This window comes from Congregibacter sp., assembly GCF_045107095.1.
Taxonomy (GTDB): domain Bacteria; phylum Pseudomonadota; class Gammaproteobacteria; order Pseudomonadales; family Halieaceae; genus Congregibacter.
In genome coordinates, this window is the sequence record NZ_JBGCFU010000043.1 from 19,711 (window position 1) to 32,408 (window position 12,698).

The following is a 12,698-nucleotide window of genomic DNA, read 5'->3' on the forward strand; positions in this document are numbered from 1 at the left end:
CGCATAGTTTAACAACATGCGATACGGCGCAGAATAAATAGTCGCTGCGTCCACAGCTCGCGAGCACGGTACAATAGACCACAAGCGACAAGGGTTCGTTCATGTTTCAGGTTTTCACCACACAAAGTACGGCGACATCGTCCTGGCGGCAGCAGCTGGCGACGATCGTGTTTATTGCAACGAGCTTCCTTACCACCCTGCCAACAAGCGCCGCATTCGCACAGTCAAATACGCTTTTGGACAATGCGCAAAGCGGCACTTTGGGATCCTCTCTTGAATCGGGCTCTGGCAACTCACTCGATTCTCAGTTCGCGCAACCAGAGTTTTTGCCTGTGGAAGAGGCCTACCCGCTCGCGGTAGAAACCACCAGTAGCGAATCATTGCGCCTGGTATGGCAAATGCCTCCTGGCTACTACCTGTATCAGCATGCCTTTAGCTTCGAAATCACGACCGACGGCGTATCCACAGAGATAAACCCTGACTTCCCTCTGGCAATCGAGCGTGAAGACGAATTTTTTGGGCTTGTGAAGGTGTACTACGACAGTGTGGATATGGAGCTGAGCTCTACTAGTCCCCTGGCCGGTGGACAGCTTCGCGTCACTTCTCAAGGCTGCGCCGACGCAGGCCTTTGCTATCCGCCACGCACACAGTATTTCACCATCGCTGATAACGGCGAAGTACAGGAAGTTAGCGCCGCAGCATCAAGAACAGCGGCGAGCGCTTCGGCAGCGAGCTTACCAGGGGCAAGCATGCCAGCTGGAAGCCAAGGTCTTTTGTTCATGATGCTGCTGGCCTTTACGGGCGGCATCATCCTGAACCTGATGCCCTGTGTGCTACCTATTCTTTCGCTCAAAGTATTGGGGTTTGCATCGGCTCCCGCGGAGCAGCGTAAACATCACGGATGGCTCTACAGCGCCGGCGTCGTGCTGAGCTTTTTGCTGGTGGCAGGCATTCTGCTTGGCTTGCGTGGGGCTGGACAGGCCATCGGCTGGGGCTTTCAACTACAGTCGCCAGGTTTTGTCATAGCCCTCGCCTATCTGTTCGTCGTCATGGGGCTGGCTCTGAGCGGCCTCATAGAAATGGGCAGCCGCTTCATGAATCTTGGTAGCGATCTGGCGGGGCGCGGAGGAGCGACCGGCAGCTTCTTTACCGGTGTCCTTGCCGTCGTGGTGGCGAGCCCCTGCACCGCACCGTTTATGGGAACTGCTCTAGGCTACGCTCTGGTGCAACCCCCCCTTCAAGGCCTCAGCGTCTTTGCGGCCTTGGGGGCGGGCATGGCAGCACCGATGTTGCTTCTGTCCTACAGTGACACGGCCCGACGCTTGATGCCCAAACCAGGCCCGTGGATGGAGCGCTTAAAGCAGGCCCTGGCGTTTCCTCTTTATGCGACGGCATTGTGGTTGTTCTGGGTCGTGGGGCGGCAGACCAGCGTTGACGTCATGGCCGCAACACTTCTGGGCGCTCTGCTTATTGCCCTGGGACTCTGGCTATGGCGTGGCGCCCTGTTTGCGAAAGGCGTCGCCATCGCCTGTGTTGCTCTCGCCATTGTTTTTGCAGGTTGGCGACCCGCACATCTCAACGAGAGCTCAGCACTACCCGAAGGCACCGTGGCCTTCAGCCCTGCAGCCTTGCGCGAGCTCATTGACGACGGCCAACCTGTGTTTGTCGATGTCACCGCAGATTGGTGTATTACCTGCCTTGCCAATGAACGTGCGGTACTGCTGACGTCTACCGTACAGCAGGCGTTTCGCGATACGGGGGTGACCTACATGATCGCCGACTGGACCGACTACGACCCGGTTATCGCTGAGTTCGTCGCCAGCCATGACCGCAGTGGCATCCCTCTGTATGTGCTCTATAACGGGGCAAACGCACCACAAGTTTTACCTCAGCTGCTGCGAACGCAGACCGTTCTAAACGCACTGAACAGCGTGAGCAGCATGGCCGTGGCGTCGACTGACTCCCCCTGAGATACAATTAGGCTGCTAATTTCGGCAAATAGGCATGCAACGTCGACAAAAGCGTCTGTTTTCTGGACAAACGCACTGATTTAGGCAACACTCCGCCCAAATTACACCTTCTGAGCGCCCCATGGCCCGAGTTTTAGTCCTTCACGGCCCAAACCTGAATATGCTGGGTGAACGCGAACCCGCTGTTTATGGGGTCGCCACCCTGCAGAGCATCAATGAACGGCTGCACGCGCTTGCCGACGATGCCTCGTGCTCCATAGCCTGCTTCCAAAGCAATGCTGAAGTTGAGTTGATCAACGCGGTTCAAACGGCGCGCGGCGAGGGCACAGAGTTCGTGATTATTAATCCCGCGGCTTTTACGCACACCAGCGTTGCTTTGCGGGACGCTCTTGCCGCTACACAGTTGCCGTTTGTCGAAGTGCACCTCTCTAACGTGCATGCTCGCGAGCCATTTCGGCACAATTCCTATTTTTCTGATCTCGCCAAAGGCGTGATCTGCGGCCTGGGGGCGCTGGGTTACGACGCAGCCCTCCAATTCGCTTTGCAACACCTCAATACAACTCCCCCCCAATCTGCCAGAGACTGACTCATGGATATTCGTAAGGTTAAGAAGCTGATCGAACTGCTGGAAGAATCCGGCATTGGCGAAATCGAAATAAAGGAAGGCGAAGAATCCGTGCGCATCAGTCGCGGCATTAGCGGTGCCCCTGCTCCAGCGCCGAACTATAGCTACCCGCCTCCCGCCCCTGTTGCCGCTGCGGCACCTGTTGCGCCGCAACCTGCCGCCGCTCCTGCTGCTGCGCCTGCAGAGGCGAGCAACAGCACCCCCGCTACTAACGGCACGGTCGTAAAATCACCGATGGTCGGTACTTTCTATCGCTCGCCATCTCCCTCATCTCCATCCTTTGTAGAAGTCGGGAAGACGGTTCAAGCAGGTGATGTGCTTTGTATTGTTGAAGCCATGAAGATGATGAATCAGATCGAGGCCGAAGTTTCCGGCACCATTGAAGCGGTGCTGGCCAATAGCGGCGAACCGGTGGAGTTTGACCAGCCACTGTTCTCCATCGTTTAACCAGGCGGGTACCGACAATATGCTGGAAAAAGTGCTTATCGCTAACCGCGGCGAAATTGCGCTGCGGATCCTGCGCGCCTGTAAGGCCATGGGGATAAAAACGGTCGCCGTCTATTCAAAAGCCGACGCCGACCTTATGCACGTCCGTCTCGCTGACGAGGCGATCTGCATCGGCCCTGCTGGAGCGGCGCAAAGTTACCTTCACGCCCCGGCCATTATCTCTGCGGCAGAAGTCAGCAATGCCGACGCAATTCACCCGGGTTACGGATTCCTTGCCGAGAATGCTGATTTTGCCGAACAGGTGGAGCAATCAGGATTCATTTTCATTGGTCCGCGATCAGAAACGATTCGACTCATGGGTGACAAGGTCTCGGCGAAAGATGCCATGAAGGCTGCCGATGTACCAACTGTTCCTGGCTCCGACGGCCCTTTACCGGACGACCCTGACGAAATGATCGAGATCGGGCGACAGGTAGGTTATCCGGTGATCATCAAAGCCGCGGCAGGCGGTGGTGGTCGGGGTATGCGCGTCGTGCACAACGAGGCCGCGCTGGTTAACTCCGTACAAATTACAAAGAGCGAAGCCGCAGCCGCTTTTGGCTCTGATGTCGTGTACATGGAGAAGTATCTCCAGCGCCCCCGACACGTAGAGATACAGGTTATTTCGGACGGTAAAGGAAACACCATCCACCTCGGCGACCGCGATTGCTCCCTGCAACGTCGTCATCAAAAAGTCATTGAAGAAGCCCCGGCACCGGAGATTGATCCCGTAGCTCGGGAGGAATGTGCCGCCGCCTGTGTAAAGGCCTGTAACGAAATTGGCTATCGCGGCGCTGGCACCTTTGAGTTTCTTTACGAAGACGGTGGTTTCTATTTCATCGAAATGAACACGCGAGTTCAGGTAGAGCACCCCGTCAGCGAACTAATCACGGGGGTAGATATTGTTCGGGAGCAGCTACGCATAGCTGGCGACCTTCCCTTATCGGTTTCACAGGATCAGATAACGTTCACGGGACATGCACTTGAGTGTCGTATCAACGCTGAAGATCCCCAGACTTTTATGCCTTCGCCAGGACGTATTACAACCTTCCACGCACCCGGCGGGCCGGGAGTTCGCGTCGACTCACATATCTATGATGGCTACACCGTGCCGCCATTTTACGATTCGCTCATTGCAAAAGTGATCAGCTACGGCGAAGACCGTGATCAGGCTATGGCACGTATGCGTCAGGCATTGGATGAGCTCGTCATCGAAGGCATCAGCACGAATACCCAGCTCCATCGGGAACTGGTCCGCGATGCATCCTTTATGGCCGGCGGCGTCAGCATCCACTACCTCGAAAGTAAGCTCGAAGACGGGTAAAACCATGAGTTGGCTGCAGCTGCGGATGGACTGCGGCAAAGCAAATGCAGCGGCGCTGGAGGAAGCCCTCCTCGCCGCCGGCGCCCTGTCTGTCACCCTTGAAGACCGAGAAGACGAGCCTCTTCTAGAGCCAGCCGTGGGTGCGACCCCCCTTTGGCAGGCTATACGGATTACTGGTCTCTTCATGGCCGACGCCGATATGGATGCGGTTCTTGCAACGCTTTCTGACCTCGACGTGGCATCTACCGCCCGGGTGGAAATCCTTGAAGACAAGGATTGGGAACGGGAATGGATGCAGCACTACGAACCTATGCGCTTTGGAGAAAGGGTGTGGATTTGTCCGAGCTGGAAGGAGCCTCCAGAGCCGAACGCGATCAATCTGCTCCTCGATCCCGGTCTGGCCTTTGGTACCGGCACCCACCCCACCACGGCAATGTGCCTCACCGCATTGGACAGCATGTCTCTTAAAGACAAGCGGGTGGTGGATTTTGGTTGTGGATCCGGGATTTTGGGTATCGCAGCCCTGCGTTTGGGCGCAGTAGAGTTACTCGCCGTGGATAACGATCCCCAGGCTCTCGTTGCTACCGCCGACAATGCTAATCGCAACGGCGTCCATGCTGACCAGCTTGAAATCGCCCTTCCGGGCAACTTTGCGTCCGATGAATGGCAAGCTTCCACCGACCTGGTGTTAGCGAACATTCTGGCGGGGCCTTTAGCGGCTTTATCTGACGAACTCTGTGATTTTCTGGCTCCGGGAGGACAACTGGTGTTGGCAGGACTGCTGGACACCCAGGCCGATGCGCTCATCAAGCACTACGCGCCCCGACTTCAATTGTCCGTTTTGCACCAACAGGCAGAGTGGGTGTGTCTTGGCGGCGTGCTCGCCTAGCTTTGGTTAAAAAATGAGCAGTTTTTACCCCTAAAGCCTTTTTTGCTGCGCCCCGCTCACGTAAGATTGCGCGTCCTTCGAAGCAGCCCCAAAACGGACTCGCACTAAACGCTTCCATGCTCACTATCGGCCCCTATCAAACCGTCAATGCTGTGGCTCTTGCGCCCATGGCGGGGGTTACTGATCTTCCCTTTAGAAGGTTGTGCGCGCGCTTTGGAGCCGGACTACTCGTGGGCGAAATGGTCCACAGCGATCCACGCCTGCGGGAATCCAGAAAAAGCCAACAGCGTCGTAGCCATGATCTTGAGATCAATCCACGCTCAGTGCAGATCGTGGGCAACGACCCCTTAATCATGGCAGAAGCTGCCCGCTATAACGTGAGCTGCGGAGCACAGATCATCGACATCAACATGGGCTGCCCGGCAAAGAAAGTCTGCCGAAAGGCGGCGGGATCTGCACTCCTCGCCGATGAGCCACTGGTAAAAGAGATTCTCACCGCGGTGGTTGAAGCCGTCGATGTTCCTGTAACACTCAAAATTCGTACCGGCGCAGATCCCGAACATAGAAACGGCCCCACTATTGCCCGTATCGCAGAGGATGCTGGAATTGCGCTATTGGCAGTGCACGGACGCACCCGCGCTTGCGCTTTTCAAGGAGAAGTAGAGCATGATACGACGGCTCTGATTGTCGAAAGTGTCGATATTCCAGTGCTGGCAAACGGTGATATCTGCAGCGCAACGGACGCCCAAGCCGTCCTCACACACACTGGCGCTAGCGGTGTCATGGTGGGCCGCGCGGCTCAGGGGGCGCCTTGGCTACCAGGTATGATCGCCAACGCCATCGACGGACGCCCCGCTCCGCCTCCCGATTTAAGTACTCAATATTCTGTTATGCGTGAGCATCTTCGCGAGCTGCACGGGTTCTACGGAGAGTTCGCTGGGTCTCGCATTGCGCGTAAACATATCGGCTGGTACCTCGACGGACACCCGGCGTATTACGACGAAAAACGCATCTTCAACCGACTCGATGACGCCGCTGACCAGCTGCGCTTCCTCGACACACTCTTTAACCATTTAGACCGACAGGATCTCGCTGCATGAGTAAGGCCGAAGCTCTGGCTGAAAGCACAGTAGAAGAAACCACCGTAGAACGTACCGTGGAAAAGAACGCCGCAATAAAAGGTGCCCTATTCGAGCTCACCCAGACCAGCGAGGCTGCGACAGTAGCTTCTCTCAGGGAAGCTGTAGACCTCTTTGTACGTCGCTACCTCGATGAGATGGACGGCGAAATGAGCTCTGACTTCTACAACCTGGTGTTGTCTGAAGTAGAGGCGCCCCTGCTCAAGGCCGTCATGGAATACACCCGACAGAATCAAAGCCGCGCTTCGACAATGCTGGGGCTTAACCGGGGAACACTTCGCAAGAAACTCAAACAATACGCCATCGATAATCGAGGACCCGCACTGTGAGCTCTGCAAGCAACAGCAACAATTACCCGGTACGCCGGGCTCTAATAAGCGTCTCGGACAAAACAGGCATCGTGGAATTCGCGAGCGCCCTTGCCGGTATGGACGTCGCTTTGCTCTCCACCGGCGGCACCTATCGTATGCTCAGCGAAGCGGGTCTTACGGTGACCGAGGTCGCGGAGCACACGGGCTTTCCTGAAATGATGGACGGGCGCGTTAAGACCCTTCATCCCAAAATACACGGCGGGATTCTGGGTCGCCGAGGCGAGGACGACGCCGCAATGGCCGAGCACGGCATAGACGCTATCGATATGGTTATCGTTAACCTCTATCCCTTTGAAGCCACAGTTGCGGACCCTGACTGCACTCTTGAAAACGCGATTGAGAATATAGATATCGGGGGGCCCGGCATGCTCCGCGCCGCAGCAAAGAACCACGCCTGGGTCAGCTGTGTCACTCGCGCCGAAGATTATTCCCGGGTCCTCGCTGCCATGCGCGACAACGGTGGCTGCGTGCCGGCGTCCCTGCGTCGTGATCTCGCGGTCAGGGCCTTTGAGCACACCGCAGCCTACGATGGAGCCATCGCCAACTATCTCGGGGCGCGCCTTGAGGAAGAAACCGAGACCCACGGCAGAACGCTAAATCTGCAGTTTCACAAAGTCCAGGACCTGCGCTACGGCGAGAACCCCCATCAGGGCGCGGCTTTTTACCGAGAGCGAAATATCACAGGGCCGTCCCTTGCTACGGCGACACAGATTCAGGGTAAAGCACTGTCCTACAACAATATCGCTGACACCGATGCTGCGCTGGATTGCGTGCGACAATTTGCGGAGCCCGCCTGTGTCATCGTTAAACACGCCAACCCCTGTGGCGTAGCGACAGGTGAGGACACCCTGAGCGCCTATGAGCGAGCCTACGCCACTGACCCCGAGTCAGCCTTCGGTGGGATCATCGCCTTTAATCGCGAAGTTGATCGAACCACCGCTGCACTGATCATCGAGCGCCAGTTCGTCGAGGTCATCATCGCGCCGTCCATCAGCGACGCCGCCGGCAAAGTTCTAGCCGACAAAAAGAACGTCCGCGTACTCACCACCGGCTCGCTGCTGGATACCTTTGCTGGCATGGACTACAAGCGGGTAGCTGGCGGTCTGTTAGTACAAGATCGCGATGAGGTGGTTATCAACCCTGATGACCTCAGGGTCGTGAGCAAGCGACTGCCCACGGAAGACCAAGCGCGGGACTTATTATTCGCGTGGAAGGTCGCTAAGTACGTGAAGTCCAATGCCATCGTTTACGCCAGTGACGAGCAAACCGTTGGGGTGGGAGCCGGCCAAATGAGCCGCGTAAACTCCGCACGCATTGCCGTTATCAAGGCGGAACACGCTGGGCTCAAGGTACCCGGGTCTGTCATGGCTTCGGATGCGTTCTTTCCTTTTCGAGATGGTATCGATAACGCCGCTGCGGCAGGCATCAGCGCTGTCATACAGCCCGGCGGCTCCATGCGTGACGAAGAGGTCATTGCGGCCGCCGACGAGCATGACATGGCCATGGTGTTCACGGGTGTCAGACACTTCCGCCATTAATCGCAGTATTTAACGCCGCAGATAAACATGCACCTAACGAGGGTACACGCGCAATGAACGTCATGGTTTTGGGTAGCGGAGGCCGAGAACACGCTCTGGCCTGGAAGCTGGCACAATCCTCGAACATCGATCAGGTTTTTGTTGTACCGGGCAATGCCGGCACCGCTGTTGAGCCCAAAGCCAAGAACGTCAGCATTGACCTCGCAGATTTTTCCGCGCTGAGCCAGTTCGCCAAAGAACAGCATGTCGAACTCACCGTTGTTGGCCCTGAGGTTCCTTTGGTTGCAGGCGTTGTGGATTATTTTGAAGAGCAGGGCCTACGCTGTTTTGGACCTAGCGCCGGCGCTGCGCAGCTGGAGGGCTCAAAGGCCTTCAGCAAAGACTTTTTAGCGCGACACCAGATACCCACCGCGGCTTACGCCACTTTCACGGAACTTGAGCCTGCCCTTGACTATCTTCGAGCCCAAGGCGCTCCCATCGTAGTAAAGGCAGATGGCCTGGCTGCAGGAAAGGGTGTCATCGTGGCCGAAACCTTGGAACAGGCTGAGGAGGCGGTCACCGACATGCTTTCCGGTAACGCTTTTGGTGATGCTGGCTGTCGCGTGGTGATCGAAGAGTTTTTGGCGGGCGAAGAAGCCAGCTTTATCGTCATTAGTGATGGCGAAACGGTCTTACCCATGGCGAGTAGTCAGGACCACAAGCGCATCGGCGAAGGTGATACCGGGCTTAACACCGGGGGCATGGGCGCCTACTCTCCAGCCCCCGTTGTGAGCGAAGTCGTTCATAAACGGGTGATGGACGAGGTCATTATGCCGACGGTGCGAGGTATGGCGGCTGAAGGAAATCGCTACGTGGGGTTCTTGTACGCCGGGTTGATGATCACAGAAGACGGGGCGCCAAAGGTCATTGAATTCAACTGCCGCTTTGGCGATCCGGAAACGCAACCCATCATGCTACGCCTGCGCAGCGACCTGGACAGCCTCTGTGATGCAGCTATCGATGGAACGCTGGACCAGGAAGAAGCTCGCTGGGATATCCGCCCCTCCATGGGCGTAGTGCTGGCTGCAGGAGGCTACCCGGGTAGTTATGCAAAAGGCCTCCCAATCTCCGGACTCAACATCGAACAAGAGTTGGACTGTAAAGTGTTTCATGCTGGTACGACTCTGGATGAGGCATCCGGCGAGATACGCACCAGCGGTGGCCGGGTTTTATGCGTTACCGCGCTTGGCGAAAACATCGCAGACGCTCGGGACAGGTGTTATCACGCTGCAGAAACTATCAGCTGGGAAGGGATGACCCTTCGTCGGGATATTGGTTGGCGCGCCATCGAGCGCTATCATGAGAGCGATGCATAAATTGGCAAGCAAACTGTGACCCGACGCCTGACACCTCTGGACAAGCTCATCAGCGAAGCTGATACGGTGATGCGCACTCTCAGCAACCGTGGCAACACCGCGGGGCGACCTTCGCCTGCCCGCGGCCACAGTGAATCAGATCTCGACGAAGCCAGCCAGAAACACGTGGCAGCGCTCATGCGAGTGAATCACACCGGAGAGGTGTGTGCGCAGGCGCTCTATCAGGGCCAGGCGCTGACCGCAAAGCTGCCAACGGTGCGCGATGAGATGCGCGAAGCGGCCGCCGAGGAAGTCGACCACCTTGTGTGGTGCGAAGAGCGGCTACGCCAACTCAATAGCCGTCCCAGCGTTCTCAACCCCGCATGGTATGGCTTGTCCTTTGCCATTGGCGCACTCGCCGGGGCTGTAGGAGACGCTGTGAGCCTTGGGTTTGTCGCAGCCACGGAAGAGCGCGTCTGCGCTCATCTCAAAGACCACTTACGGCAACTACCAGAAGATGATCGCAGGTCTCGCTTAATACTCCAGCAAATGCTGGAGGACGAAGAGCGCCATGGAGAAAACGCACTGGCAGCCGGTGGTCAGGACTTTCCCCGACCAGTGAAGAACGCCATGACCGCCTTATCTCAGGTAATGACACGCAGCAGCTACTACGTTTAACCACGCTTAACTACGCTCAAATACGTTTAGGCGCAGGCTCTGCGCTGCAGTAACTTTGAATCAGGCGGCGTTGCTGTCGACCACTTCATAGCTGTGGGTGATTTCAACGCCCGCCGCCCCCAACATAATTGACGCTGAGCAGTACTTTTCGGCAGATAGCTCCACAGCTCGCTTCACGTGACTATCTTTCAAGCCAGCGCCGCTCACAACAAAGTGCATGTTTAAACTGGTGAACACCGCGGGGACTGCATCGGCCCGCTCCGCCTGAATTTCCACTCTACAATCCTGCACTGGCTGACGAGATTTGTTTAGCATACTCATCACGTCGTACATGGCGCACCCGCCGGTACCCAGTAAGAGCATTTCCATAGGACGCGGCCCAAGATTTCGACCCCCAAGGTCTTCGGGGCCATCCATGACGACAGAGTGGCCGGAACCCGACTCTCCAACAAACATCGCCCCATCCATCCATTTGACCGTAGTTTGCACGACGGTTACTCCTAGCTTAAAAAACGGGTCGCGAATGTAGCACAGGCAATCCAAAGCGGGGAATTGCGGGATTTTCCTTGCGCGCGTCCCGAGGTACACTCGTCGCACCGAATTCTGAAGGGCACGTCCATGCTTCGTCCACAACTGTTGCAAGCCATCCCCAACGTAGAAGATTTTCTGCGATTTTGTGAGACTCGGGAGTACGCAAAGGGCAAAACGATTCTTCGCGAGGGCGAGCAAAGCGATAAGCTTTATCTGATCCTCGATGGATCGGTCTCGGTCATGGTCGAAGACGAGCAAGACGAAGATCACAAGATGGTCGTCAGCTATTTGAATCTCGGTGACTTCTTTGGCGAGATGGGTTTATTCGGAGAAGATGACGAAACCAGCAGCGCGGAAGTCATCACCAGGGAAGCCAGTAAAATCGCCGAGATTTCCTACGAGCGATTTATCAAAATCAAAACCCAGTTCCCCGACATCCTGTTTGGTATCGCATCACAGATGTCTAATCGGCTGCGAAAGACCACCTTCAAATTGAAGAACCTGGCTTTTGTCGATGTGTCTGGACGTATTGCTCACACGCTTATAGATCTATCCAAGCAGCCAGATGCCATGACTCATCCTGAGGGGATGCAGATTAAAATCACTCGACAGGAGCTGGGAAAGATTGCTGGCTGCTCAAGAGAGATGGCGGGACGCGTTTTGAAAACTCTTGAGCAAGAAGGTCTGGTGTCGGTCGCCGGAAAGACCATCGTGGTCTACGCCAGTCACTGACTTCCAAGGCGCTTAGGTTATCTCAGGGCGCCCTCGCAACAGGGGCGCAGTGGGCGGCAAGTCCGCAAACCAAAGCTCTAATCTGCAAACAACTCCTGCAGTGCTTTCCCTGGGTCTTCCGCACGCATAAAGGCCTCACCCACCAAAAATCCCGGCACGCCGGCCGCGCGCATCTTCATAACGTCTGCTCGCGTATGGATAGCACTCTCCGTCACAACCAGCTTATCGCCTGGGATGTCCGCCAGGAGTTCGAGGGTTGTATCCAAACTCGTCTCAAAATTACGCAGGTCGCGATTGTTGATGCCTAGAAGCGGTGTATCCAGCTCGAGAGCTGTCTCGAGCTCAGCGCGATCATGAACCTCCACTAGAACATCTAAACCGTAGTGCGCCGCCGTCGCAGCCAGGTCATGGAGCTGTGTTGCTTCCAGCGCCGCAACAATAAGTAGGATTGCATCAGCCCCAAGGCTTCGCGCTTCCGCTATTTGGTAGGCATCTATCGTGAAGTCTTTGCGTAGTACCGGTAGATCACAAGCAGCACGAGCCGCTTTCAGGTAGGCATCACTGCCCTGGAAAAAATCCACATCGGTAAGTACCGACAAACACGTTGCGCCACCGTTTTCATACTGAGTCGCAATCAACTCCGGCTCAAAAATCGGTCGTATAACCCCTTTACTGGGTGACGCCTTTTTAACCTCAGCGATTACCGCGGGGGCTGCGCTCTGGGCGCGCTGCTGCATAGCAGCGGTAAAGCCTCGCGCTGGACTCTGCACGGCAAGCAGCGCTTCGATGTCGGAAAGCGTGGCATTGGTCTTTCGCTCCGCGATCTCCTCTGCTTTACGGGCAAGGATCTTTTGCAGAACGTCTGGGATCGAGGAAGTCATGCGTTCTTTTCCTCACGCATAATCTGCGTCAAGTCGACAAAGGCCTTGAGCTTCTCGAAAGCCTGCCCTGTGGATAAAAGGTCCTCAGCCAGGGCGACGCCGTCGGCCAGAGATGAGGCTACGCCTGAAACATAAATCGTCGCTCCGGCGTTCATCGCAATAATCTGCCGCGCTTTTTCGGGATCCGTCGTATCGCTATC

13 protein-coding genes and 1 pseudogene are annotated in these 12,698 nt (G+C 56.3%); 11 read left to right on the top strand and 3 right to left on the bottom strand.

Annotated features, from left to right (window positions below; all coding sequences use genetic code 11):
• The first annotated feature begins 101 nt into the window (after window positions 1–101).
• The 10 genes from AB8B76_RS08275 (at window position 102) to coq7 (ending at window position 10,354) form a co-directional block, all read left to right on the top strand.
• Window positions 102–1,970 carry a protein-disulfide reductase DsbD family protein gene (locus AB8B76_RS08275; protein ID WP_405271591.1) on the top strand — a complete coding sequence of 623 codons (1,869 nt, stop codon included), beginning with the start codon at window positions 102–104 and terminating at the stop codon, window positions 1,968–1,970.
• Between the two features lie 121 nt (window positions 1,971–2,091).
• A complete protein-coding gene (gene aroQ / locus AB8B76_RS08280; protein ID WP_405271592.1) occupies window positions 2,092–2,556 on the top strand; it encodes a type II 3-dehydroquinate dehydratase in 465 nt (154 codons plus the stop codon).
• 3 nt (window positions 2,557–2,559) lie between these two features.
• Entirely contained in the window at window positions 2,560–3,042 is a 483-nt protein-coding gene (gene accB / locus AB8B76_RS08285; protein WP_405271593.1) for an acetyl-CoA carboxylase biotin carboxyl carrier protein, read from the top strand.
• Between the two features lie 19 nt (window positions 3,043–3,061).
• Window positions 3,062–4,405 carry an acetyl-CoA carboxylase biotin carboxylase subunit gene (gene accC / locus AB8B76_RS08290; RefSeq protein ID WP_405271594.1) on the top strand — a complete coding sequence of 448 codons (1,344 nt, stop codon included), beginning with the start codon at window positions 3,062–3,064 and terminating at the stop codon, window positions 4,403–4,405.
• A 4-nt stretch (window positions 4,406–4,409) separates the two neighbouring features.
• Window positions 4,410–5,294 (top strand): 50S ribosomal protein L11 methyltransferase, encoded by an 885-nt coding sequence (gene prmA / locus AB8B76_RS08295; protein WP_405271596.1) that lies wholly within the window; start codon window positions 4,410–4,412, stop codon window positions 5,292–5,294.
• 116 nt (window positions 5,295–5,410) lie between these two features.
• A complete protein-coding gene (gene dusB, locus AB8B76_RS08300; RefSeq protein WP_405271597.1) occupies window positions 5,411–6,394 on the top strand; it encodes a tRNA dihydrouridine synthase DusB in 984 nt (327 codons plus the stop codon).
• Complete coding sequence (gene fis, locus AB8B76_RS08305) at window positions 6,391–6,762, top strand: DNA-binding transcriptional regulator Fis (protein WP_405271598.1); 372 nt, start codon at window positions 6,391–6,393, stop codon at window positions 6,760–6,762. The genes dusB and fis overlap by 4 nt, the downstream gene beginning before the upstream one ends.
• Window positions 6,759–8,342 carry a bifunctional phosphoribosylaminoimidazolecarboxamide formyltransferase/IMP cyclohydrolase gene (gene purH / locus AB8B76_RS08310; protein WP_405271601.1) on the top strand — a complete coding sequence of 528 codons (1,584 nt, stop codon included), beginning with the start codon at window positions 6,759–6,761 and terminating at the stop codon, window positions 8,340–8,342. Before fis ends, purH begins: the two co-directional genes overlap by 4 nt.
• 53 nt (window positions 8,343–8,395) lie before the next feature.
• Entirely contained in the window at window positions 8,396–9,697 is a 1,302-nt protein-coding gene (gene purD, locus AB8B76_RS08315; RefSeq protein WP_405271603.1) for a phosphoribosylamine--glycine ligase, read from the top strand.
• 15 nt (window positions 9,698–9,712) lie between these two features.
• On the top strand, window positions 9,713–10,354 hold the full coding sequence (gene coq7, locus AB8B76_RS08320; protein WP_405271605.1) for a 2-polyprenyl-3-methyl-6-methoxy-1,4-benzoquinone monooxygenase: 642 nt from the start codon (window positions 9,713–9,715) through the stop codon (window positions 10,352–10,354).
• A 60-nt stretch (window positions 10,355–10,414) separates the two neighbouring features.
• On the opposite strand, the gene AB8B76_RS08325 is transcribed toward coq7, so the two are convergent.
• Window positions 10,415–10,843 carry an OsmC family protein gene (locus AB8B76_RS08325; protein ID WP_405271607.1) on the bottom strand — a complete coding sequence of 143 codons (429 nt, stop codon included), beginning with the start codon at window positions 10,841–10,843 and terminating at the stop codon, window positions 10,415–10,417.
• A gap of 129 nt (window positions 10,844–10,972) precedes the next feature.
• Between AB8B76_RS08325 and crp the strand changes: the two genes are divergently transcribed.
• On the top strand, window positions 10,973–11,617 hold the full coding sequence (crp, locus tag AB8B76_RS08330; RefSeq protein WP_405271609.1) for a cAMP-activated global transcriptional regulator CRP: 645 nt from the start codon (window positions 10,973–10,975) through the stop codon (window positions 11,615–11,617).
• Between the two features lie 77 nt (window positions 11,618–11,694).
• On the opposite strand, the gene trpC is transcribed toward crp, so the two are convergent.
• A complete protein-coding gene (trpC, locus tag AB8B76_RS08335; protein WP_405271611.1) occupies window positions 11,695–12,498 on the bottom strand; it encodes an indole-3-glycerol phosphate synthase TrpC in 804 nt (267 codons plus the stop codon).
• Window positions 12,495–12,698 (bottom strand): annotated as a pseudogene (locus AB8B76_RS08340) (hypothetical protein); the annotation flags it as partial. The pseudogene AB8B76_RS08340 and the gene trpC, both read right to left, overlap by 4 nt.

Excerpts from the sequence above, each read along its gene's own strand:
- aroQ (WP_405271592.1), top strand. The coding sequence starts at position 2,092 with ATGGCCCGAGTTTTAGTCCTTCACGGCCCAAACCTGAATATGCTGGGT.
- fis (WP_405271598.1), top strand. The coding sequence starts at position 6,391 with ATGAGTAAGGCCGAAGCTCTGGCTGAAAGCACAGTAGAAGAAACCACC.
- dusB (WP_405271597.1), top strand. The coding sequence starts at position 5,411 with ATGCTCACTATCGGCCCCTATCAAACCGTCAATGCTGTGGCTCTTGCG.
- trpC (WP_405271611.1), bottom strand. The coding sequence starts at position 12,498 with ATGACTTCCTCGATCCCAGACGTTCTGCAAAAGATCCTTGCCCGTAAA.
- accC (WP_405271594.1), top strand. The coding sequence starts at position 3,062 with ATGCTGGAAAAAGTGCTTATCGCTAACCGCGGCGAAATTGCGCTGCGG.
- accB (WP_405271593.1), top strand. The coding sequence starts at position 2,560 with ATGGATATTCGTAAGGTTAAGAAGCTGATCGAACTGCTGGAAGAATCC.
- AB8B76_RS08275 (WP_405271591.1), top strand. The coding sequence starts at position 102 with ATGTTTCAGGTTTTCACCACACAAAGTACGGCGACATCGTCCTGGCGG.
- crp (WP_405271609.1), top strand. The coding sequence starts at position 10,973 with ATGCTTCGTCCACAACTGTTGCAAGCCATCCCCAACGTAGAAGATTTT.
- prmA (WP_405271596.1), top strand. The coding sequence starts at position 4,410 with ATGAGTTGGCTGCAGCTGCGGATGGACTGCGGCAAAGCAAATGCAGCG.
- purD (WP_405271603.1), top strand. The coding sequence starts at position 8,396 with ATGAACGTCATGGTTTTGGGTAGCGGAGGCCGAGAACACGCTCTGGCC.